This is a genomic window from Sphingomonas sp. CCH9-F2 (genome assembly GCF_001556735.1).
Classification (GTDB): Bacteria; Pseudomonadota; Alphaproteobacteria; order Sphingomonadales; family Sphingomonadaceae; genus Sphingomonas; species Sphingomonas ginsenosidimutans.
In genome coordinates this window covers 1-14650 of the sequence record NZ_LSJO01000346.1, presented here as the reverse complement: position 1 = coordinate 14650, position 14650 = coordinate 1, and the positions used below count along the sequence as shown (strand labels likewise).

15 protein-coding genes are annotated in these 14650 nt (G+C 70.5%); 6 read left to right on the top strand and 9 right to left on the bottom strand.

The annotated features are described in order from the left end of the window. From AX685_RS10100 to AX685_RS10085, 4 genes are all read right to left on the bottom strand, one after another. A partial coding sequence (locus AX685_RS10100; protein ID WP_197418560.1) for a GumC family protein occupies positions 1-971 on the bottom strand: 971 nt, incomplete at its 3' end. 132 nt (positions 972-1103) lie between these two features. After that, positions 1104-2402, bottom strand: coding sequence for an outer membrane beta-barrel protein (locus AX685_RS10095; protein ID WP_066488179.1), 1299 nt, complete (start codon positions 2400-2402; stop codon positions 1104-1106). Between the two features lie 92 nt (positions 2403-2494). Next, the gene (locus AX685_RS10090) at positions 2495-2986 is read right to left on the bottom strand and encodes a hypothetical protein (RefSeq protein WP_156445757.1); all 492 of its coding nucleotides are present in this window, start codon (positions 2984-2986) and stop codon (positions 2495-2497) included. A 68-nt stretch (positions 2987-3054) separates the two neighbouring features. Beyond that, the gene (locus tag AX685_RS10085; RefSeq protein WP_066488169.1) at positions 3055-3558 is read right to left on the bottom strand and encodes a polysaccharide biosynthesis/export family protein; all 504 of its coding nucleotides are present in this window, start codon (positions 3556-3558) and stop codon (positions 3055-3057) included. Positions 3559-3856: 298 nt separating this feature from the next. Between AX685_RS10085 and AX685_RS10080 the strand changes: the two genes are divergently transcribed. Further along, positions 3857-4606 carry a metallophosphoesterase family protein gene (locus AX685_RS10080; protein ID WP_066488165.1) on the top strand — a complete coding sequence of 250 codons (750 nt, stop codon included), beginning with the start codon at positions 3857-3859 and terminating at the stop codon, positions 4604-4606. A 3-nt stretch (positions 4607-4609) separates the two neighbouring features. Here AX685_RS10080 and AX685_RS10075 read toward each other — a convergent pair whose 3' ends face one another. Continuing rightward, positions 4610-6676, bottom strand: coding sequence for a S8 family serine peptidase (locus tag AX685_RS10075; RefSeq protein ID WP_066488163.1), 2067 nt, complete (start codon positions 6674-6676; stop codon positions 4610-4612). 134 nt (positions 6677-6810) lie between these two features. On the opposite strand from AX685_RS10075, the gene AX685_RS23350 reads away from it, so the two are divergent. Further along, complete coding sequence (locus tag AX685_RS23350; protein WP_269450480.1) at positions 6811-6936, top strand: hypothetical protein; 126 nt, start codon at positions 6811-6813, stop codon at positions 6934-6936. 424 nt (positions 6937-7360) lie between these two features. Here the strand turns inward: AX685_RS23350 and AX685_RS10065 are convergent, their stop codons facing one another. Beyond that, positions 7361-7765 carry a hypothetical protein gene (locus AX685_RS10065; protein WP_066488160.1) on the bottom strand — a complete coding sequence of 135 codons (405 nt, stop codon included), beginning with the start codon at positions 7763-7765 and terminating at the stop codon, positions 7361-7363. A 94-nt stretch (positions 7766-7859) separates the two neighbouring features. Between AX685_RS10065 and AX685_RS10060 the strand changes: the two genes are divergently transcribed. Beyond that, positions 7860-8720 carry a hypothetical protein gene (locus AX685_RS10060; RefSeq protein ID WP_066488158.1) on the top strand — a complete coding sequence of 287 codons (861 nt, stop codon included), beginning with the start codon at positions 7860-7862 and terminating at the stop codon, positions 8718-8720. Positions 8721-8745: 25 nt separating this feature from the next. On the opposite strand, the gene AX685_RS21590 is transcribed toward AX685_RS10060, so the two are convergent. Beyond that, the gene (locus tag AX685_RS21590) at positions 8746-8883 is read right to left on the bottom strand and encodes a hypothetical protein (protein WP_156445755.1); all 138 of its coding nucleotides are present in this window, start codon (positions 8881-8883) and stop codon (positions 8746-8748) included. Positions 8884-9121: 238 nt separating this feature from the next. Here AX685_RS21590 and AX685_RS10055 point away from each other — a divergent pair, with 238 nt between their 5' ends. Beyond that, positions 9122-10066, top strand: a complete 945-nt coding sequence (locus AX685_RS10055) for a hypothetical protein (RefSeq protein WP_066488150.1) — start codon at positions 9122-9124, stop codon at positions 10064-10066. On the opposite strand, the gene AX685_RS10050 is transcribed toward AX685_RS10055, so the two are convergent. Then, positions 10038-12584, bottom strand: a complete 2547-nt coding sequence (locus AX685_RS10050; RefSeq protein WP_066488147.1) for a TonB-dependent receptor — start codon at positions 12582-12584, stop codon at positions 10038-10040. The genes AX685_RS10055 and AX685_RS10050 overlap by 29 nt on opposite strands. Positions 12585-12796: 212 nt before the next feature. On the opposite strand from AX685_RS10050, the gene AX685_RS10045 reads away from it, so the two are divergent. Together AX685_RS10045 and AX685_RS10040 are read left to right on the top strand one after the other, a co-directional pair. Next, on the top strand, positions 12797-13318 hold the full coding sequence (locus tag AX685_RS10045) for an RNA polymerase sigma factor (RefSeq protein ID WP_066488142.1): 522 nt from the start codon (positions 12797-12799) through the stop codon (positions 13316-13318). 1 nt (position 13319) lies between these two features. Then, the gene (locus AX685_RS10040) at positions 13320-14285 is read left to right on the top strand and encodes a FecR family protein (RefSeq protein WP_066488140.1); all 966 of its coding nucleotides are present in this window, start codon (positions 13320-13322) and stop codon (positions 14283-14285) included. 72 nt (positions 14286-14357) lie between these two features. Here the strand turns inward: AX685_RS10040 and AX685_RS22535 are convergent. Continuing rightward, positions 14358-14650 (bottom strand): hypothetical protein (locus tag AX685_RS22535; RefSeq protein ID WP_197418559.1); only part of this gene is annotated, 293 nt, incomplete at its 5' end.

Genomic DNA, 14650 nt, shown 5'->3' with positions numbered 1-14650 from the left:
TGCGCCGCTGCGGCGGTCGCGCGCAGCGAGTTGACGACGCGACTCGATTCCTCGCGCAGCTGCGCGTCGAGCGCGGCCAGCTGGTCGCGCACGCGGATGCTTTCCGGGTGGCGCTCGCCGTAGCGCGCCTGCACCTCGCCCATGCTGCGCAACACCTCGGCGCGCTGACGGCGCAGGTCGGTGATGACCGGCGAATCGAGCACCTGGCTCACTTCGTCCGCGCCGCCGCGCCGCACCTGCGATTGCGCCGCCGACAAATTGGCGCGCGCCGCCGCCGCGTCCGATTCCGCGGTCGCCAGCTGGTTGGACAGCGGGGCGATCTGCTGATCGGTGATCGTCCCCTGGGTCAGCCCGCCGCCCTGCACGATGCCGGCCTGCGCGCGATATTGCGCGACGCGCGCATCCGCCGCCGCGACCTCGCGGCCCAGTGCGTCGAGCCGCTGGCGGAACCATTCCGCCTGCCGCTCGGCGGTGCCCTGGCGCGATCCGGTCTTCGACTGGATGTACGACGTGGCAAAGGCGTTGGCGATCCGCGCCGACATCACCGCATCGGGGGCGCTGTAGCGCACGCTCAGGATGTAGGTCAGCTTCTCGCGCCCGACCGACAGCTTCTGAAGCAACGCGTTGGCGACCGCATCCTCGCGCTCGCTCGAGCTCAACGCCGGGCCTTCGGTCCGCTCCAGCACCTTGGCGAACAGCGGGCTGTGCGTCAGGTCCAGCTTGCGCACCACCTGCCGCGCCATGTCGAGCGAGCTGAGCACCGTCACCTCGGTGTCGATCGCCTCGGGATTCAGCGCCTCCTGCTGGTTGCGGTCGGCCGCGGCGAGCGGGTTGCGCGCCGGGTCGATGCGCAGCCGCGCGGTTGCCGAATATTGCGGCGTCATCATCAGCACCAGCGTCACGCCCAGCGCGAAGATCGCCGCAGTGACGATCGCCAGCGTCAGCCAGCGCCGCCGCAGCGTGTCGCGCACCTGGGTGACAAGCCCGGGCAGGCCGCTAGCGTCAGCGCCGCCCCGCGGGGCCGCTTCGTGCAGGATTTCCATACCGGTGACGGTCTCCGAGATAAACGTATGTCGGGTATGGCGGGGACGCCCGCCTTCCCCTTAGCGCTGGATAGTGAGGGTCAGCAGCCCGCGCAACTCGTTGGTGTCGCTGCCCAGCGCAATGTCCGCCGACGACCGCTTCACGTACGTGATGCCGCCGCGCAGGTTGACGCGACGCGACGACAGGTAGCGCCCCTGGATGCCGAGGCGATAGATGTCGGCGCTGACCGGCGAATCGATGAAGTCCTGCCGCGCATACTGGCCCAGCCCGGTCAGGATGAAGTTCGTCAGCACCTCGTAATCGACCTGCGCCGACACCTGGTTGTTGAAGAACGCGCTGTTGGCGCCGATGCTCGAATCCTCGATCAGTCGGCTGACCTGCAGCGTGATCGTGGCCAGCTCGGTCGGGAAATATTCGACCCGGCCCTCCACCGACAGACCGGAGACGTTGCGATACACCGGGCTGTCGAAGTTGCGCCAGACATAGCCGATGCCCAGCTGCCCGCGGATCAGCGACGTCAGGTCGAACGTCGCGCCGCCGATCAGCCGCCATGCATCCGAATCCCGGTTGGGCTGGCCGTTCAGCAGGTTGCGCGAATAGTTGATCTGGCCGTAGCTCAGCTGCCCATAGAGCGCCATCGCGGGCGAGAAGGCATATTCGGCCTGGCCGACGATGCGGTCGATCGTGCGATCGCGGTCTTCCTGACTCAGCTTTGCGCCCGATGCCAGCGTGATGCCGCTGAAATCGAAACCGGTGTGATCGACCGCGAGCGTCAGGCGGCTCTGCCCCGCCTGATACTGGCCGCGCAGCGACAGGTAATTGCGCAGGTAGTTGGACAGCACCGCGATATCGGACGAGATCGCGCCGGAGAACGGCGTCTCGTACAGGCGCGCCAGCTGTGCCTCGGCAGTCACCGCCATCGACGAGCCGAGTTCGTACCGGCCCAGCGCACCCAGGTCCCAAGCGTTCTGGTTGCGCCGCGTCTCGTTGAAATAGCGTTCCAGGTTGGCGCCGCCGCGGAACTGCAACGTGTTGCGGTTCCAGTCGGAATTGAGCTGCACCCGCGGCGCGATCGTCGTGAAGCCGTCGGTCTTCTTCTCCGCGGGGTTGAAGAAGACGTTGTCGGTCACGCCGACGCCGACGTCGAGCCGCGGGAACAGGTTGAACCCGCCGACCGGGATGCCGACCGGATCGTAATCGGGACGCGCGCGGTCGGTGACGCTGGTGTTCCGGCCGCGGTCGAACCCGGCGGGGATCGCCGGTTCGAGCAGGGTCGATTCGGCCTGCGCGAAGACCGGCGTGGCCGACAGGCTGGAGCCGAGCGCCGCAGCGGCCAAGGCGAAGCGGGACAGGTTCATGCTATTCTTCCGCACTGGAGCGAGACAGTGGCGAGGGGGTACGCCGTGGTCGACGACGACCGGCTCCGCCTGTGCGCGCCGGTCGTGACGGATCAGGACGAATAGTCGCTGCCGCCACCGCCGCCGCCGCCCGGGCCGAACACGGGGCTGAACACCGCGCCGCCGGTGATCGAGCCGCCGCCGGTCATGAAGTTGCTGTTGATCGCACCGGTACCACGCGCCTTGTTGCGCAGCAGCGCGAGGCGGACGTTGGTGATCGCCTGCGCCAGGTTGACCGGCAGGTCCTTGGCGCCGCGCAGCTGCTCCAGCGCCATCGACACGACGGGCATCTGATAGTCGCGCTGGCTGATGACGAAGACCAGCGACGCCTCGACATCCTCGACCGACGCGTCGCGCGCCACGTTTGCCAGTTCGGCGCGCATCTGACCGGCCAACAGCACCGCCGGGTCTTCCGCGGGCGCCTCGCCCTGGATCTGGGGCAGCACCAGCTTCGGCGCGGCCAGCGCCGGCGCGATCACCGCCACGGCCGCGGCGATCGCCACGATACGGCGCCCCGCAATCAACCTCGTCAAACCCTTGGCCATACTCGTTACTCCCTTTTTACGAGGGCGTTCTGCCGCGCCCTTTACCTGGTTTGGCCGGCGGTGCCGGATCAGAAGAAACGCTCGCCGATGCGGATCGTGTCACCGGGAAGCACGCGCAGCTCCGGGGTCAGGCGATAGGCCTGCTCCTCGGTCGATCCCGCACGGCGGATCATCGCCACCGATCGGTTCGACCGCGGCGTGAAGCCCTGCGCGGTCGCGATCGCGTTCAGCACGGTCAGTCCGCTGGAATAGGGGTATTGGCCCGGCGCCTTCACCTCGCCCAGGATGAAGAACGGGCGATAGGCGATCACCTCGGCGCTGACCTTCGGATCGCGCAGGTAGCCGTCGGCCAGCCTGTTCTGGATCGCGGTCGCGATCTCGCCGACATCCTTGTTGCCGGCCGGGATCGTCCCGGCCAGCGGAACCGAGATCGTCCCGTCGGAGGCAACCGCGAACTCGCCCGACAGCGTCGGCTCGTTGAACACGGTCACGCGCAGCTTGTCGCCAAAGCCCAGCTTGTAATTCTCGTTGTCCAGCGCGTTGACGGCGTACCGGTCGCCCGTCTCGATCATCGGACCAGCGGGGCGTCCGATCCCGGACGCGCACGCACTGACCAGCAATGCCACGCAACAAACAAAGAGTGATCGCCACGTCAGCGCCACCGAGAATCCCCTTTCTGTCGCTTTAAGCTCGTACCCCTACCCGAAATGGGCGATTTTACCAGCGCCTTTTCCTTACTTGTCCCACCTCAGGACTCGCGGAACAATCGGAACGATTAACGGTTCCAACGGGTTAACCTTTGCATTGACGCGCTGCGGCAACGCGCCGAAAACCGGCCCCGTCATTGCTCAGGACGGTGATGTTCACGCTATGCTGTTTCCGCGCAGGCGCCGCTCCGCCAACGGCCCGTCGACCGAACCGGGCGAACGCATCTACGTCGTGGGCGACGTCCATGGGCGACTTGATCTGCTGACCGAGATCGTCGATCGCATCGGCGACCACGCCGGGCGGCTGCCGCCGGCACGGGCGATCCATGTCGTGCTGCTTGGCGATCTGGTCGATCGCGGGCCGGACAGCGCGGGAGTGCTCGACCATGTCCACTCGCTCCAGCGCCGGCACGATGCCTTCGTGGTACTGAAGGGCAATCATGAGGATATGATGATCCGCGCGCTGGCCGGGGAGCGCGGCGTACTTTCCGCGTGGCTGGGCGGCGGCGGTGCGGAAACGCTGGCGAGCTACGGCATCCCCCTGCCCGCCGAACCGTATGACGAGGAAGCGGTCGCCGCGGCGCTGCGCGCCGCGGTGCCGCGTCCGATCCGACACTGGCTGGCGGGGCTGCCGCTGACCGCGCGGTCGGGCGACTATTTCTTCTGCCACGCCGGGGTGCGCCCCGGCGTCCCGCTGAAGCGGCAGAGCGCACAGGACCTTCTGTGGATCCGCCGCGAATTCCTGTCCGACGACAGCGATCACGGCGCGGTCGTCGTTCACGGGCACAGCATCGCCAGCGACGTCGAATGGCGCGACAACCGCATCGGCATCGACACCGGCGCCTATCGCACCGGGCGGCTCACCGCGCTCTACCTGGAGGGGACGGAGCGCGAGATCATCGCCACCGGATAACGGTCAGAACGGCCGGCTGAACCGGATCGCCACGCCGTAATCGTCGCGCGCATCGGCGATATTGCCCGGGTTCTGCCGCAGATAGGCGTTGGCGTTGACCCACGCCCCGCCCCAGCGAAAGGCATAGCGCCCCTCCCAGTCGGTCTCGCGGCCGGTCGGCGCCAGCGCGATCCGCTGCGGCGTCCAACCCGACACGCGTTCGCTGGCATAGTCCCATTGCGTCGGCAGCAGCAGCCCGACGCTGCCGCTCGCCACGCGCAGCGGCCGGACGATGCGGATGCCCAGGCTGTCCTGCCCCAGCACGCCGTCCTTGCCGATGTCCGCCGCGAAGGCGCGGCTGACGAGGTCGCCGCCCCCGCCCTGCGCCCCGGCAAAGCCGATCCGCGTCCATCCCTGCCGCCACGCACCGCCCAGCGACCAGCCGCCGCCCGCATCGAGCCGCAGGTTGCCGTCGACGAACCAGCTGGTCGCGCGCGTTGCGCCCAGGTTCGTCGGGAAGCGCGTGCCCAGCGCGCTGTCCGCCTCGTCCAGCCGGGTCGCCGCGATGCGCGCGAACAGCCCGCCCCAGCGCCGGTCGAGCGCGACGGTTCCAGTGGAGTATCCCGAGCGGCTCCACCGCCGCAGCGCCGCCGGCGCGTCGGCGCGGCGGTACAGCGCATCGCCCTGCTCCACCGCTGCGGTCACGCCGAACCCGGCCCATTCCTGGCGCAGCCCGCTGCTGACGATCCGGTCCGCCTCGAACCCGAAGCGGTTCAGCCCGTCGCCGACCAGGAAGGCGGGCATCGCCTGCCCCGCCAGGCGCAGCGACAGCGTGCCGGCATCCTCGGCGAAGCCGAGCGCGAATTGCGTTGTGCGCCCCAGCCGCTGCGCGACGCTGCCGGCGACCGCCTGCGCGCGGCGCGCCTCGCTCAATCCCAGGCGGAAGGCGTTCAGCCCGACCGTGCCGTTGGGGCGCGCGGCGATGGTCAGCGCCACCGCCATGTCGCCCGCCTGCATCGCCACCTGCCGCGACGGCGCGGCGGTCAACCCGTTCAGCGGGCGCGACACCGCCTGCCGCGCGATCCCGCTCGCCAGCGTCATCGCATAGGCGCGGTCGAACCCGTCGAGCACCACGGCGCCCAGCGTGCCACCGCGCGCATCGCCCATCGCGGAGGACAGCACGACCGCCCCGTCGACCGCCGCGACGGTGCGCGTCGTGCCCGCCACGGTCAGCGTGCCGACCGGCTGGAACGCGCGCGTCAGGTCCAGGATGCCGCGACCATATTGCGCGTCGGTGCCGGTCGCCCCTGCATCGCGCGCGGTGGTCAGCAGCAGGTCGACGATCTGCGCGCCGGTCAGGTTCGGGAACGCCTGCGCCAGCAGCGCCGCCGCCGCGGCGACCTGCGGCGCGGCGAAGGACGTGCCCGACCACAGATAGGCGGTGCCGCTGTGGTTGGGCGCGCGCACCTGCTCGCCCACCGCCGCCAGGTAATGCGCCGCGGTATTGCCCGCGCGGTTGCTGCTGGTGGCCAGCGTCCCGCTGGCGTCGATCGATCCGGCGACGATCACCTGCCCGCGCGCCGCGGCGTCATTGGCCACCTGCGCGAAGGCATCGGGATCGGCCGCGCCGTCATTGCCCGCCGCGACCACCACGACCATCCCGGCGGCGGTCGCGCGGCCGATCGCGTCGACGACGGTGGAGGGCAGCGACGTGCCCCCCAGCGAGATGTTGACCACCTTGGCCCCCGCCACCCGCGCGGCGTCCAGCGCGGTGGCGATCGCATCGGTGCTGAACATGCAGCCGTCGGCGGAGCCGCACGTCCCCGGCGCGTCGGCGCGATAGATCATCAGCGTCGCGGCAAAGGCGACACCCTGCGTCCCGACGCCGTTGCGCCGCCCGGCTGCGGTGAACGCCACCGCGGTGCCATGCCCGTCGACGTCCTGGATGCTGGCATTGCCGGCCACGTCCTGAGAGGCGGCGGAGACGCGGTTCTCGAACTCCGCGCTGTTGAGGTCGATGCCGCTGTCGATGATCGCGATCCCGACGTTCCGGCCGCTTGCCCCGGCATTATAGGCCGCCAGCGCATTCATCGACACCGCGCCAATCGTCGCGCGATATTCGCTGGTGTCGTAGTTCGTCGGCGAAGGCGCCGGTGTCGGAGCGGGCGTAGGTGCCGGGCTCGGCGCCGGTGTCGGAGCCGGCGTAGGCGCGGGGGTCGGAGCGGGTGTCGGCGCCGGGGTCGGTGCCGGTGTCGGTGCCGGTGTCGGCGCGGGCGTGGGCGCAGGTGTCGGAGCCGGCGTCGGAGCGGGTGTCGGCGCGGGCGTCGGCGCTGGTGTCGGTGCGGGCGTAGGAGCCGGTGTCGGCGCGGGCGTCGGCGCTGGTGTCGGTGCGGGCGTAGGAGCCGGTGTAGGCGCAGGGGTCGGCGCCGGAGCGGGCGTGGGCGTCGGCGTCGGCGCCGGAGCGGGCGCAGGCGTCGGCGCCGGAGTCGACGCGGAAGGCGACGGCGACGGAGTCGGGGACGACGGCGCGGGCGTCGGTGCCGGGGCCGGTGCAGGCGCCGGAACCGGCGCCGGGGTGCTGTTGACACCGCCACCCCCGCCGCCGCCGCAGCCGGACAGCGCCATCACGGTCGCAGCCGCGGAGGTGTGAAGAAACAGGGCCTTCAGCGTCATCGAACCATTCCCGATTGGATGCGCCGACCCTGGCCGCGGAACCGCTAAGAGCCGGTTAACCAAGGAGGTTTTTTCACCGTCGCGCGGCAGATTGTCGTTACGCTAGCGATCCTGTCGCGCGCCGAAACGTGCCCCCGCCGGGACCGGCATCGGGCGTCGCATCGCCGCCAGCGCCCGCGCCTGTCGCAGATAACGGCGCTCCCATGCCGCGCGGCGGATCTGGCTGACCAGCGTGATCGCGACCGGCCACATCAATGTCAGCACCACGTCCGACAGCGTGTCCGGCCAGTTCCACGATCCGGCATAGGCGCGGTCCATACACTCGTTGATCAGCTCGGCCGCCGCCACGACATGCAGCGCGGTCATCGACCCGCGCCGCGTGCGCACCAGCAGCTGTACCGCCAGATACAGCGCCAGCCCGACATGCACGTGCATCGTCGCATGGCTGGCGCCGAACAGCGCGACGAACGAATCGATGACGGCATGATAGCTGGCCGGAATGTCCATGTGCAGCGCGCTACACCCCACGGGTTAAGCCGCTCCTACCGATCGGCGCCAATGGCTTGCCGGGTCGCGCTTGCCTCGCTGGGGCGAATCGCGGATGCTCGTCGCCATGCGCACTGTGCCGATCCGCCTGCTCTCCCTCGCCGTCGCGGTGGCAGGGGCGGCATCAGCGGCGATGGCGGCGGGCGGTCCGGCGGTGGTGCGCGGCAGCGACCAGAATTATATTCCGGCCGGCTCGGCCTATTCGCACTACAACGGCATGTGGGCGCGCCATTTCGATCCGTCGCTGCGCGACACCGACGATCCGCGGCGCGCGGGCGGCGCGGGCAACCGATATTGGTCGCGCGCCACCTTCGATCCGGCGCGCTTCCCCTCCGCCACGCGGATCGACTGGATCGTGCCTGCGATTGAATCGTGGCGCCGGCGCGGCAATCCCGGCGTCTACGGCTATCTGGCCACCAGCTACGGCAATTACGACAGCGGGCAGCCTGACCGTCGCGTCGCGCCGGTGCAGGTCGCCCGGCTTGCGCGGTTCATCTCGGTTGTGCGCTGGACACTGCTGGGCGGTCGACCGGGCGACGTCACCGTGTTGCAGGAGTTCTACCTTACGCGCACGCCGGGCGATGCCGCGGCCAAGGCGCTGGAAATCGGGATCCTGCTCCACCCGGGCGACACGGCGCGCGACTTCCATCGCAAAGGCAGGCAATTGGGCAGCTGGACGGACGGCGCCGGCGTCGAATGGGCGATCGCGCGCCAGGGCAACTACGTGATGCTGATGCGCGCCGACGGGAAGGACCTCATTTCGGGCACCATCGACTATGGCAGCCTGCTCGCCCGGCTTAGCCGGCTCCGGCAGGTCAACGGCGCCGAATGGATCAACGGGATGGCCGTCGGCGTGGAACCGATCCGCGGCAACGGATCGTTCCGGCTCGATGAATGGAACGTCGCACTGCGCTAGTGATCGCGCCGCTCCGCGATGGTATTCAGCTGAAGAGGATCGCCGCCACCGAACCCCAGAAGATCACCGACAAGATCAGGCCGTAGACGATGCCCAGCATCGGCGGCGGCGTAACCTCCTGAAAGCGCGCCGGCATCGGCGACATGGCGGGCTGGGTCGTCATCGCCTTTTCCTCTCTCCTCGATCTTCTTTCTTGCTGATGTGAAAACGGTTCACTCCGCGTTCAGTTCCCGGCGGCGAACGCCCGTCGACTTGGGTTAACACCCGCTGTTACAATCACTTGCGTTATAGTAAGCGATGGCATTCCCGTCCGGCGGACCCGTCGGCAACCCGCGAGGTGACCGGTGCCACGGTTTGGCCAGGCTTCCCCACTGCCGGAAGATCGCGCCGCTCCCGTCGCCATGCCGATTCCGCCGATCACGGGCCTGGTCGCCGAATTCTACGCCCGCGTGGCCGCGCTGGCGGCGCGGCGGTTCGATGGGGATATCGATCGCGGCGTGATCTATGGGATGCTGTGGGGGGTCGCGTTGTCCCGCCCGGCACGCGAGGGTGCGATCTCGATCCACTCGGCCGCCTTCGCGCTGGGCCGGCCGTTCGAAACCGTGCGCCGGCATGTCGCGGCGCTGGTCGCGGCCGGGCTGTGCCAGCGCACGCGCCACGGCATCGCGATCGCCCCCGGGCCCCGGGCCGACCCGGTCGTCGATCGCAGCCTGTCGCAGCTCAACAACATCTTCGTCGCGTTCATGGCCGGTGGCGTAGCGTCCGGCGCCTTCCCCGCGCCGGCCCGGCATCCGGCGGGCGTGGCCCGGCGCCCGTTCCGGCGCGACGATGGCGCGCGGCTCGCGATCGACCTGATGCTGGCGATCGTCGACTGCCATCGCCCGTTCGTCCCCGATGTGGTCGATCTGGCGATCGTCGCGGCGGTGATGGAGGCCAATGCGCGCGGATGGGCCGGGGCTGCTGACGGCGCCGGTCCCCGCGCGGCGGATGGCGGACCGGCGGCGTTCGACGGTGCGCACGCCGTCCGCGTCGCGACGGTCGCACGCGCGCTCGGCATCGGCCATGCCACTGCCCGCCGTCGCGCCGCCGGGCTTGCCGGCCCCGGCGGGCCGTTGCTGCGGCTGCGTCAGGGGATGGTGATATCGCCCGCCTGGCTGGCGATGATCGGTTCCGCGGCGGCGGGCGAAGGGCGCCACGCGACGCTGACGCTGCTGCTGACCCGCGTCGCCGCGGCGGGCTTTCCCTTCGACGCGCCCGCGTCGGCCTATGCCGCGCTGCCCGCGCCCCGCCTCGCGCCGGTCCCGGGCGCCGCGCCGGTCAATATTCCCGAGCCAGCGTCAGGGTGACGGTGCGCGGGCGCGCGGAATAGACCTGCCGCACGCCGAACGCGCTCGACACGACCCGCGCCGGCGCGACGGCGTCCGCGACATTGTCGATTCCCAACCGCGCGCTCCACCCGCCGCGCCGGTACAGGGCATAGACGTCGGCCAGCATCCGCGCGGGAGTGTATTCGCGAAAGGCGGCCTGCGCGGAAAAGGTGGTGGCAAAGCCGCCGTTGCCCGATGCCACCCCGCCCAGCGTCAGCGTCCCGCCGCCGACGCGCCGGCGCACGTCCCCGCTGGCGACCCAGGTCAGCGCCGGCACGTTGGGCAGCGGATCGCCGCGCAGCCCGGCGCCGTCGCCATTGGCCGCGGGCGTATCGCGCGACAGCCGGGCGTCCAGCCACGTCGCCCCCGCCGCCAGCCGTAACGCCCCGCGCGTGGCCGTCACGCGCGCCTCCGCGCCGTCAATCCGCGCGCCGCCCAGGTTGGTGTTGTACAGAAACGCGCCATTGGCGCTCGCGGCGACGAAAATGGTGTCCCGCCAGTCGATGTGGAACAGCGCCGACTCGATCCCCACCGCCGGTCCTGCCACCGGCACCCGCATCCCCAGCTCGTAATTCCACAGCCGATCGGCGCGATAGACGCGCTCCGACTCGCTCAGTTCCGGGGTGATATTGACGCCACCGGGGCGAAAACCCTCCGCCGCACTCAGCTGGACGACCGCGCCGCCCGCGCCGCGCCACGCCAATGCCGCCTTCAGGTTGCTTCCCGTCGCCACCGTCCGGTAGCGCGCACTGGCGCCATTTCCCGTTCCTGTGGCGATATTGGGCAGCGGAACCGATCCCCCGGCTGCACGCACATACCGATAACCGCGGATCCCCAGCGTCGCCGACAGTCTCCCCGGCAGCTGGCGCGTGACCTCGCCGTACAGCGCCTGCTGGTCCAGCCGCGTGTCGATCAGCCGCAATCCGGTCACGTCCAGTGGCCATATCACCCGTCCGGTGACGGCATCGGCGCGCACGGCATGGCTGGACACCCCATCGACCCGATGCTCGGCAAAGGCGCCCAGCGTCCAGCGCCACACCCCGTTGCCGTCATCGGACACCCGCGCCTCCGCGCTGCTGCTGCGCATCGTCATCGGCTGGAACAATATCGCCGGCAACCTCGTGTCCAGCCAGCCGCGATACGCCGCCAGGTCGCAACCCGCTCCGCCGATCGACCCGGCATAGCGTTCGCACGCCGCGGCATTGTCGCGCTGCGCGGCCATCACGCTCGTGAAATTGATCTGCCGCAGCGTACGCCACGCATAATGCGACCCCGTCGCGGTGACCCGCATTGCCCCCGGCGCCCAGCGCACCGTCGCACTCGCCAGCCGCAACCGGTCGCTGTTCGGCAGACGGACGGGCGCGTCGCTGCGCTGCGGCCCTGCCTCCCACCGCCACGTGACGGCATCGTCGATGCGGTTGCGCTGTTCCAGCATGATCGCGTCCACCCGCCATCGCGGATCGGGTGTCCACGACACGCCGATCCGTTCGCTCTCGCGCGTCACCTCGTCGCCGTCGCGATAGCCCAGCGGGACATTGTCGGTCACCCCGCCGATGCGCCGCCGGCCCGCCACCACGCGCACTGCAAGCCGGTCGGCGACGAGTGGCACGTTGACCATCGCCGACAGCGCCGCCCCCGGCCCGCCGCCGCGCGTCGCGCTCAGTTCCACCGCGCCATCGGCCGCGAACGCGCCGGCGTCGGCCTGGCGGAACAGCGTGCGCAGCGTGCCGCCCAGCGACGACGCGCCGTACAGCGTGCCCTGCGGCCCCTTCAACAACTCGATCCGCTCGACGTCAATCAAATCGACGTCCGGGGTCATCGCGCCGGGGTCGAATCCGGTCCCCGACGGCGCGGTCACCGGCACCTCGCCGTAGTAGACGCCGACCGTCCCCTCCCCTGTGCCGATCACGCCGCGCACCGATAGGCGTTGCTGCAATGGCCCGGTGCTGGTCGCGGTCAGCGCCGGCAGCAGCCGCGCCAGCGCGCCGCGTTCGACCGTGCGCGTATCCTCCAGCGTCACGGCCGATACCACCGCGAGCGACGGGGAAGCCCCGCTCAACAGCGTCGGGCGCCGCTCGGCCGTGACCACGATATCGGCGGGCGCCGTCGCCCAGCTTGCGGCGTCCGGCGGCGCGACGCGCTCGATCACCAGCACCCCCGGCCCGACCCGCCGCGCCGCCAGCGGATGGCCGGCGAGCGCCGCGTCCAGCGCCGCCGCTACCGGCATACCGCGCGTCAGCGGCGGCGCGCGGCGCCCCTCTACCAGGGCGGGGTCGACCAGTATCTGCTCGTCGGTCTCGACCGCCAGCCGGCGCAGCACGACGTCGAGCGGTCCGGCGGGGATATCATGGGCGACGCGGCGCTGCGGCGTGCGCTGCGCCGTGGTGGGCGCCGCCCAGAGGCCAGCGGTGCCGATCGCCGCGGTCAGCACGACCCCGCGCGCCGCCACGGCGCCGATCGTCGCTGTCGTCCTGCCGCGCGTCATCAGCCCCGTCACCCCGTCACCGTGCCTGCGTCATCCCCTCCGGCTCGTACGACCTGCCGGACGACCGGCCGCGCGCCGCTGCCATCGCCTTCTTGACGCGCGTGTTACAACATGATCGTCTGTATCCCACAAGCAGGACGTCGGGAGGGGACGTCGAAGCGGCAAACCGCAAGCATGTTTCGGGGATGGCGGCGGGTCGTGGCCCGCGCCGAAGGGGGAAGACGATGGTGCTGATCGCGCAGGCGCCGGCGGTGACCGCGACGGAGGGTGGCGAGATATTCGCGCCGCTCCTTCCGGCCGTGCGGCGTTTCCTGATGAAGCGGGCACCTGCGGACGATGTCGACGATCTGCTTCAGGACGTTGCGCTGCGGATGCATACGCGTGGGCCGCAGGGCGACATCCTGAATCCCGAAGGCTATGTCTTCCAGGTCGCGCAAAGCGTGCTGGCCGATCGCGCGCGCCGCGACGCGGTACGCCAGCGCTCGCGCCACGTCACGATGGAAGAAAGCGACCATCCGGTTGAGGTACGCTCGCCCGAGCGCGTCATGCTGGGCAGGGAACAATGGTCGCGGCTCGTCGCGGCGGTGGGCGACCTGCCGGAGCGTACCCGGCAGGCATTCGTGCTTCACCGCTTCGAGGAGATGAACTACGCGGCAATCGCCCGGCATATGGGAATATCGGTAAGCGCGGTGGAAAAGCATATCATGAAGGCGATACGGCTCCTTGCGGCGACGCTGGAGCGATAGGGTGACGACGGACGATCCGGCCGCGCGCGCAGCGGCCTGGTATGCGCGCCTGCATGCCGACGATGCCCGATCCGAGGATACCGAAGCGCTGGATCGCTGGATGCGCGACGATGCCGCCAACGCGCTGGCCTGGCGCGACGTCCATGACACGGACGCGGCGCTGGACCAGATCCGCGACGATCCGGCGATCGCGGCGCTGCGCGCCGATGCGCTGGGGGATGCGGCGCCGGTGCGCCACTGGCGCCGCAGCGCGATCGCCGCCGCGCTGCTCATCACTGTGGGTGTCGGCACGTTCGCGATCGTCGAGCGTGACGAGGCTACCACGACCGCCGCTGCCCCTACGCCGCGTCATTATGCCGCCATCGACGCGATCCGCCGGGTCACGCTGACCGACGGCAGCGTCGTCACGCTGGATGCCGGATCGGCGATCGACGTCGCACCGATGGGCACCCAACGGCGCATCGTCCTGCGATCGGGGCGGGCCGGTTTCGCGGTGGCGAAGGATGCCGCGCACCCGTTTGTCGTGACGGCGGGCGCCGCATCGGTGACCGCGCTGGGCACGCATTTCACGGTCGAGCGGCGCGGCCCCGACGTCACCGTCGCGCTGACCGAAGGGCGCGTGCGCGTCGACACCCCGGCCGGATCGCGCATGATGATCCCCGGCCAGGTCCTGTCCACCGCTGGCGGACGGCCGACGTTGGACGATCGCGGCGCGGAGGGTGCCGCCGAATGGCAAAGCGGGCGACTGACCTTCGCCGCCACGCCGCTGCGCGATGTCGTCGCGCAACTGCAACGCTACGACCGGCGCCGCATCGTCATCGCCGATCCGGGGCTAGCCGCGCATCTTTATAGCGGATCGCTCAAGACGCAGGGCGGCACCGACGCGCTGGTCGCCGCGCTGGAGGCCTATCGCATCGCCCGCGTCACGCGCCGCGACGCCGACCGGATCGAACTGGCGCCGCGCTGATTGCGGGCGCCGGGGCCGGAAAGCCGCCTCACCCGCCGGCTCCTCGCGCCGGGCCGGGGTGAGGAGCCGGGATCACGGCTTCTTCGATTTCAGCAACTCGTCCAGCAGCTTGAGCATGTCCTCCAGCGTCTTGGGCTGGTATTTGGCCGGGCCGTCGGGTGCCTTTTGCGCTTCCTTGAGCGCCTGTTCGGCGGCCTTTTGTGCGTCCTGGGCGGCCTTTTCCTGCTGGCGGGCGAGTTCCTCGGCCGCCTTCGCTGCCGCCTCGCTTGCCGCCTTGGCGGCCTTTTCCGCGTCGCGGGCGGCCTTTTCCTGCGCGGCCTTCTCGGCTTCCTTGGCGGCACGCTCGGCCTCGGCCGCCGCTGCCG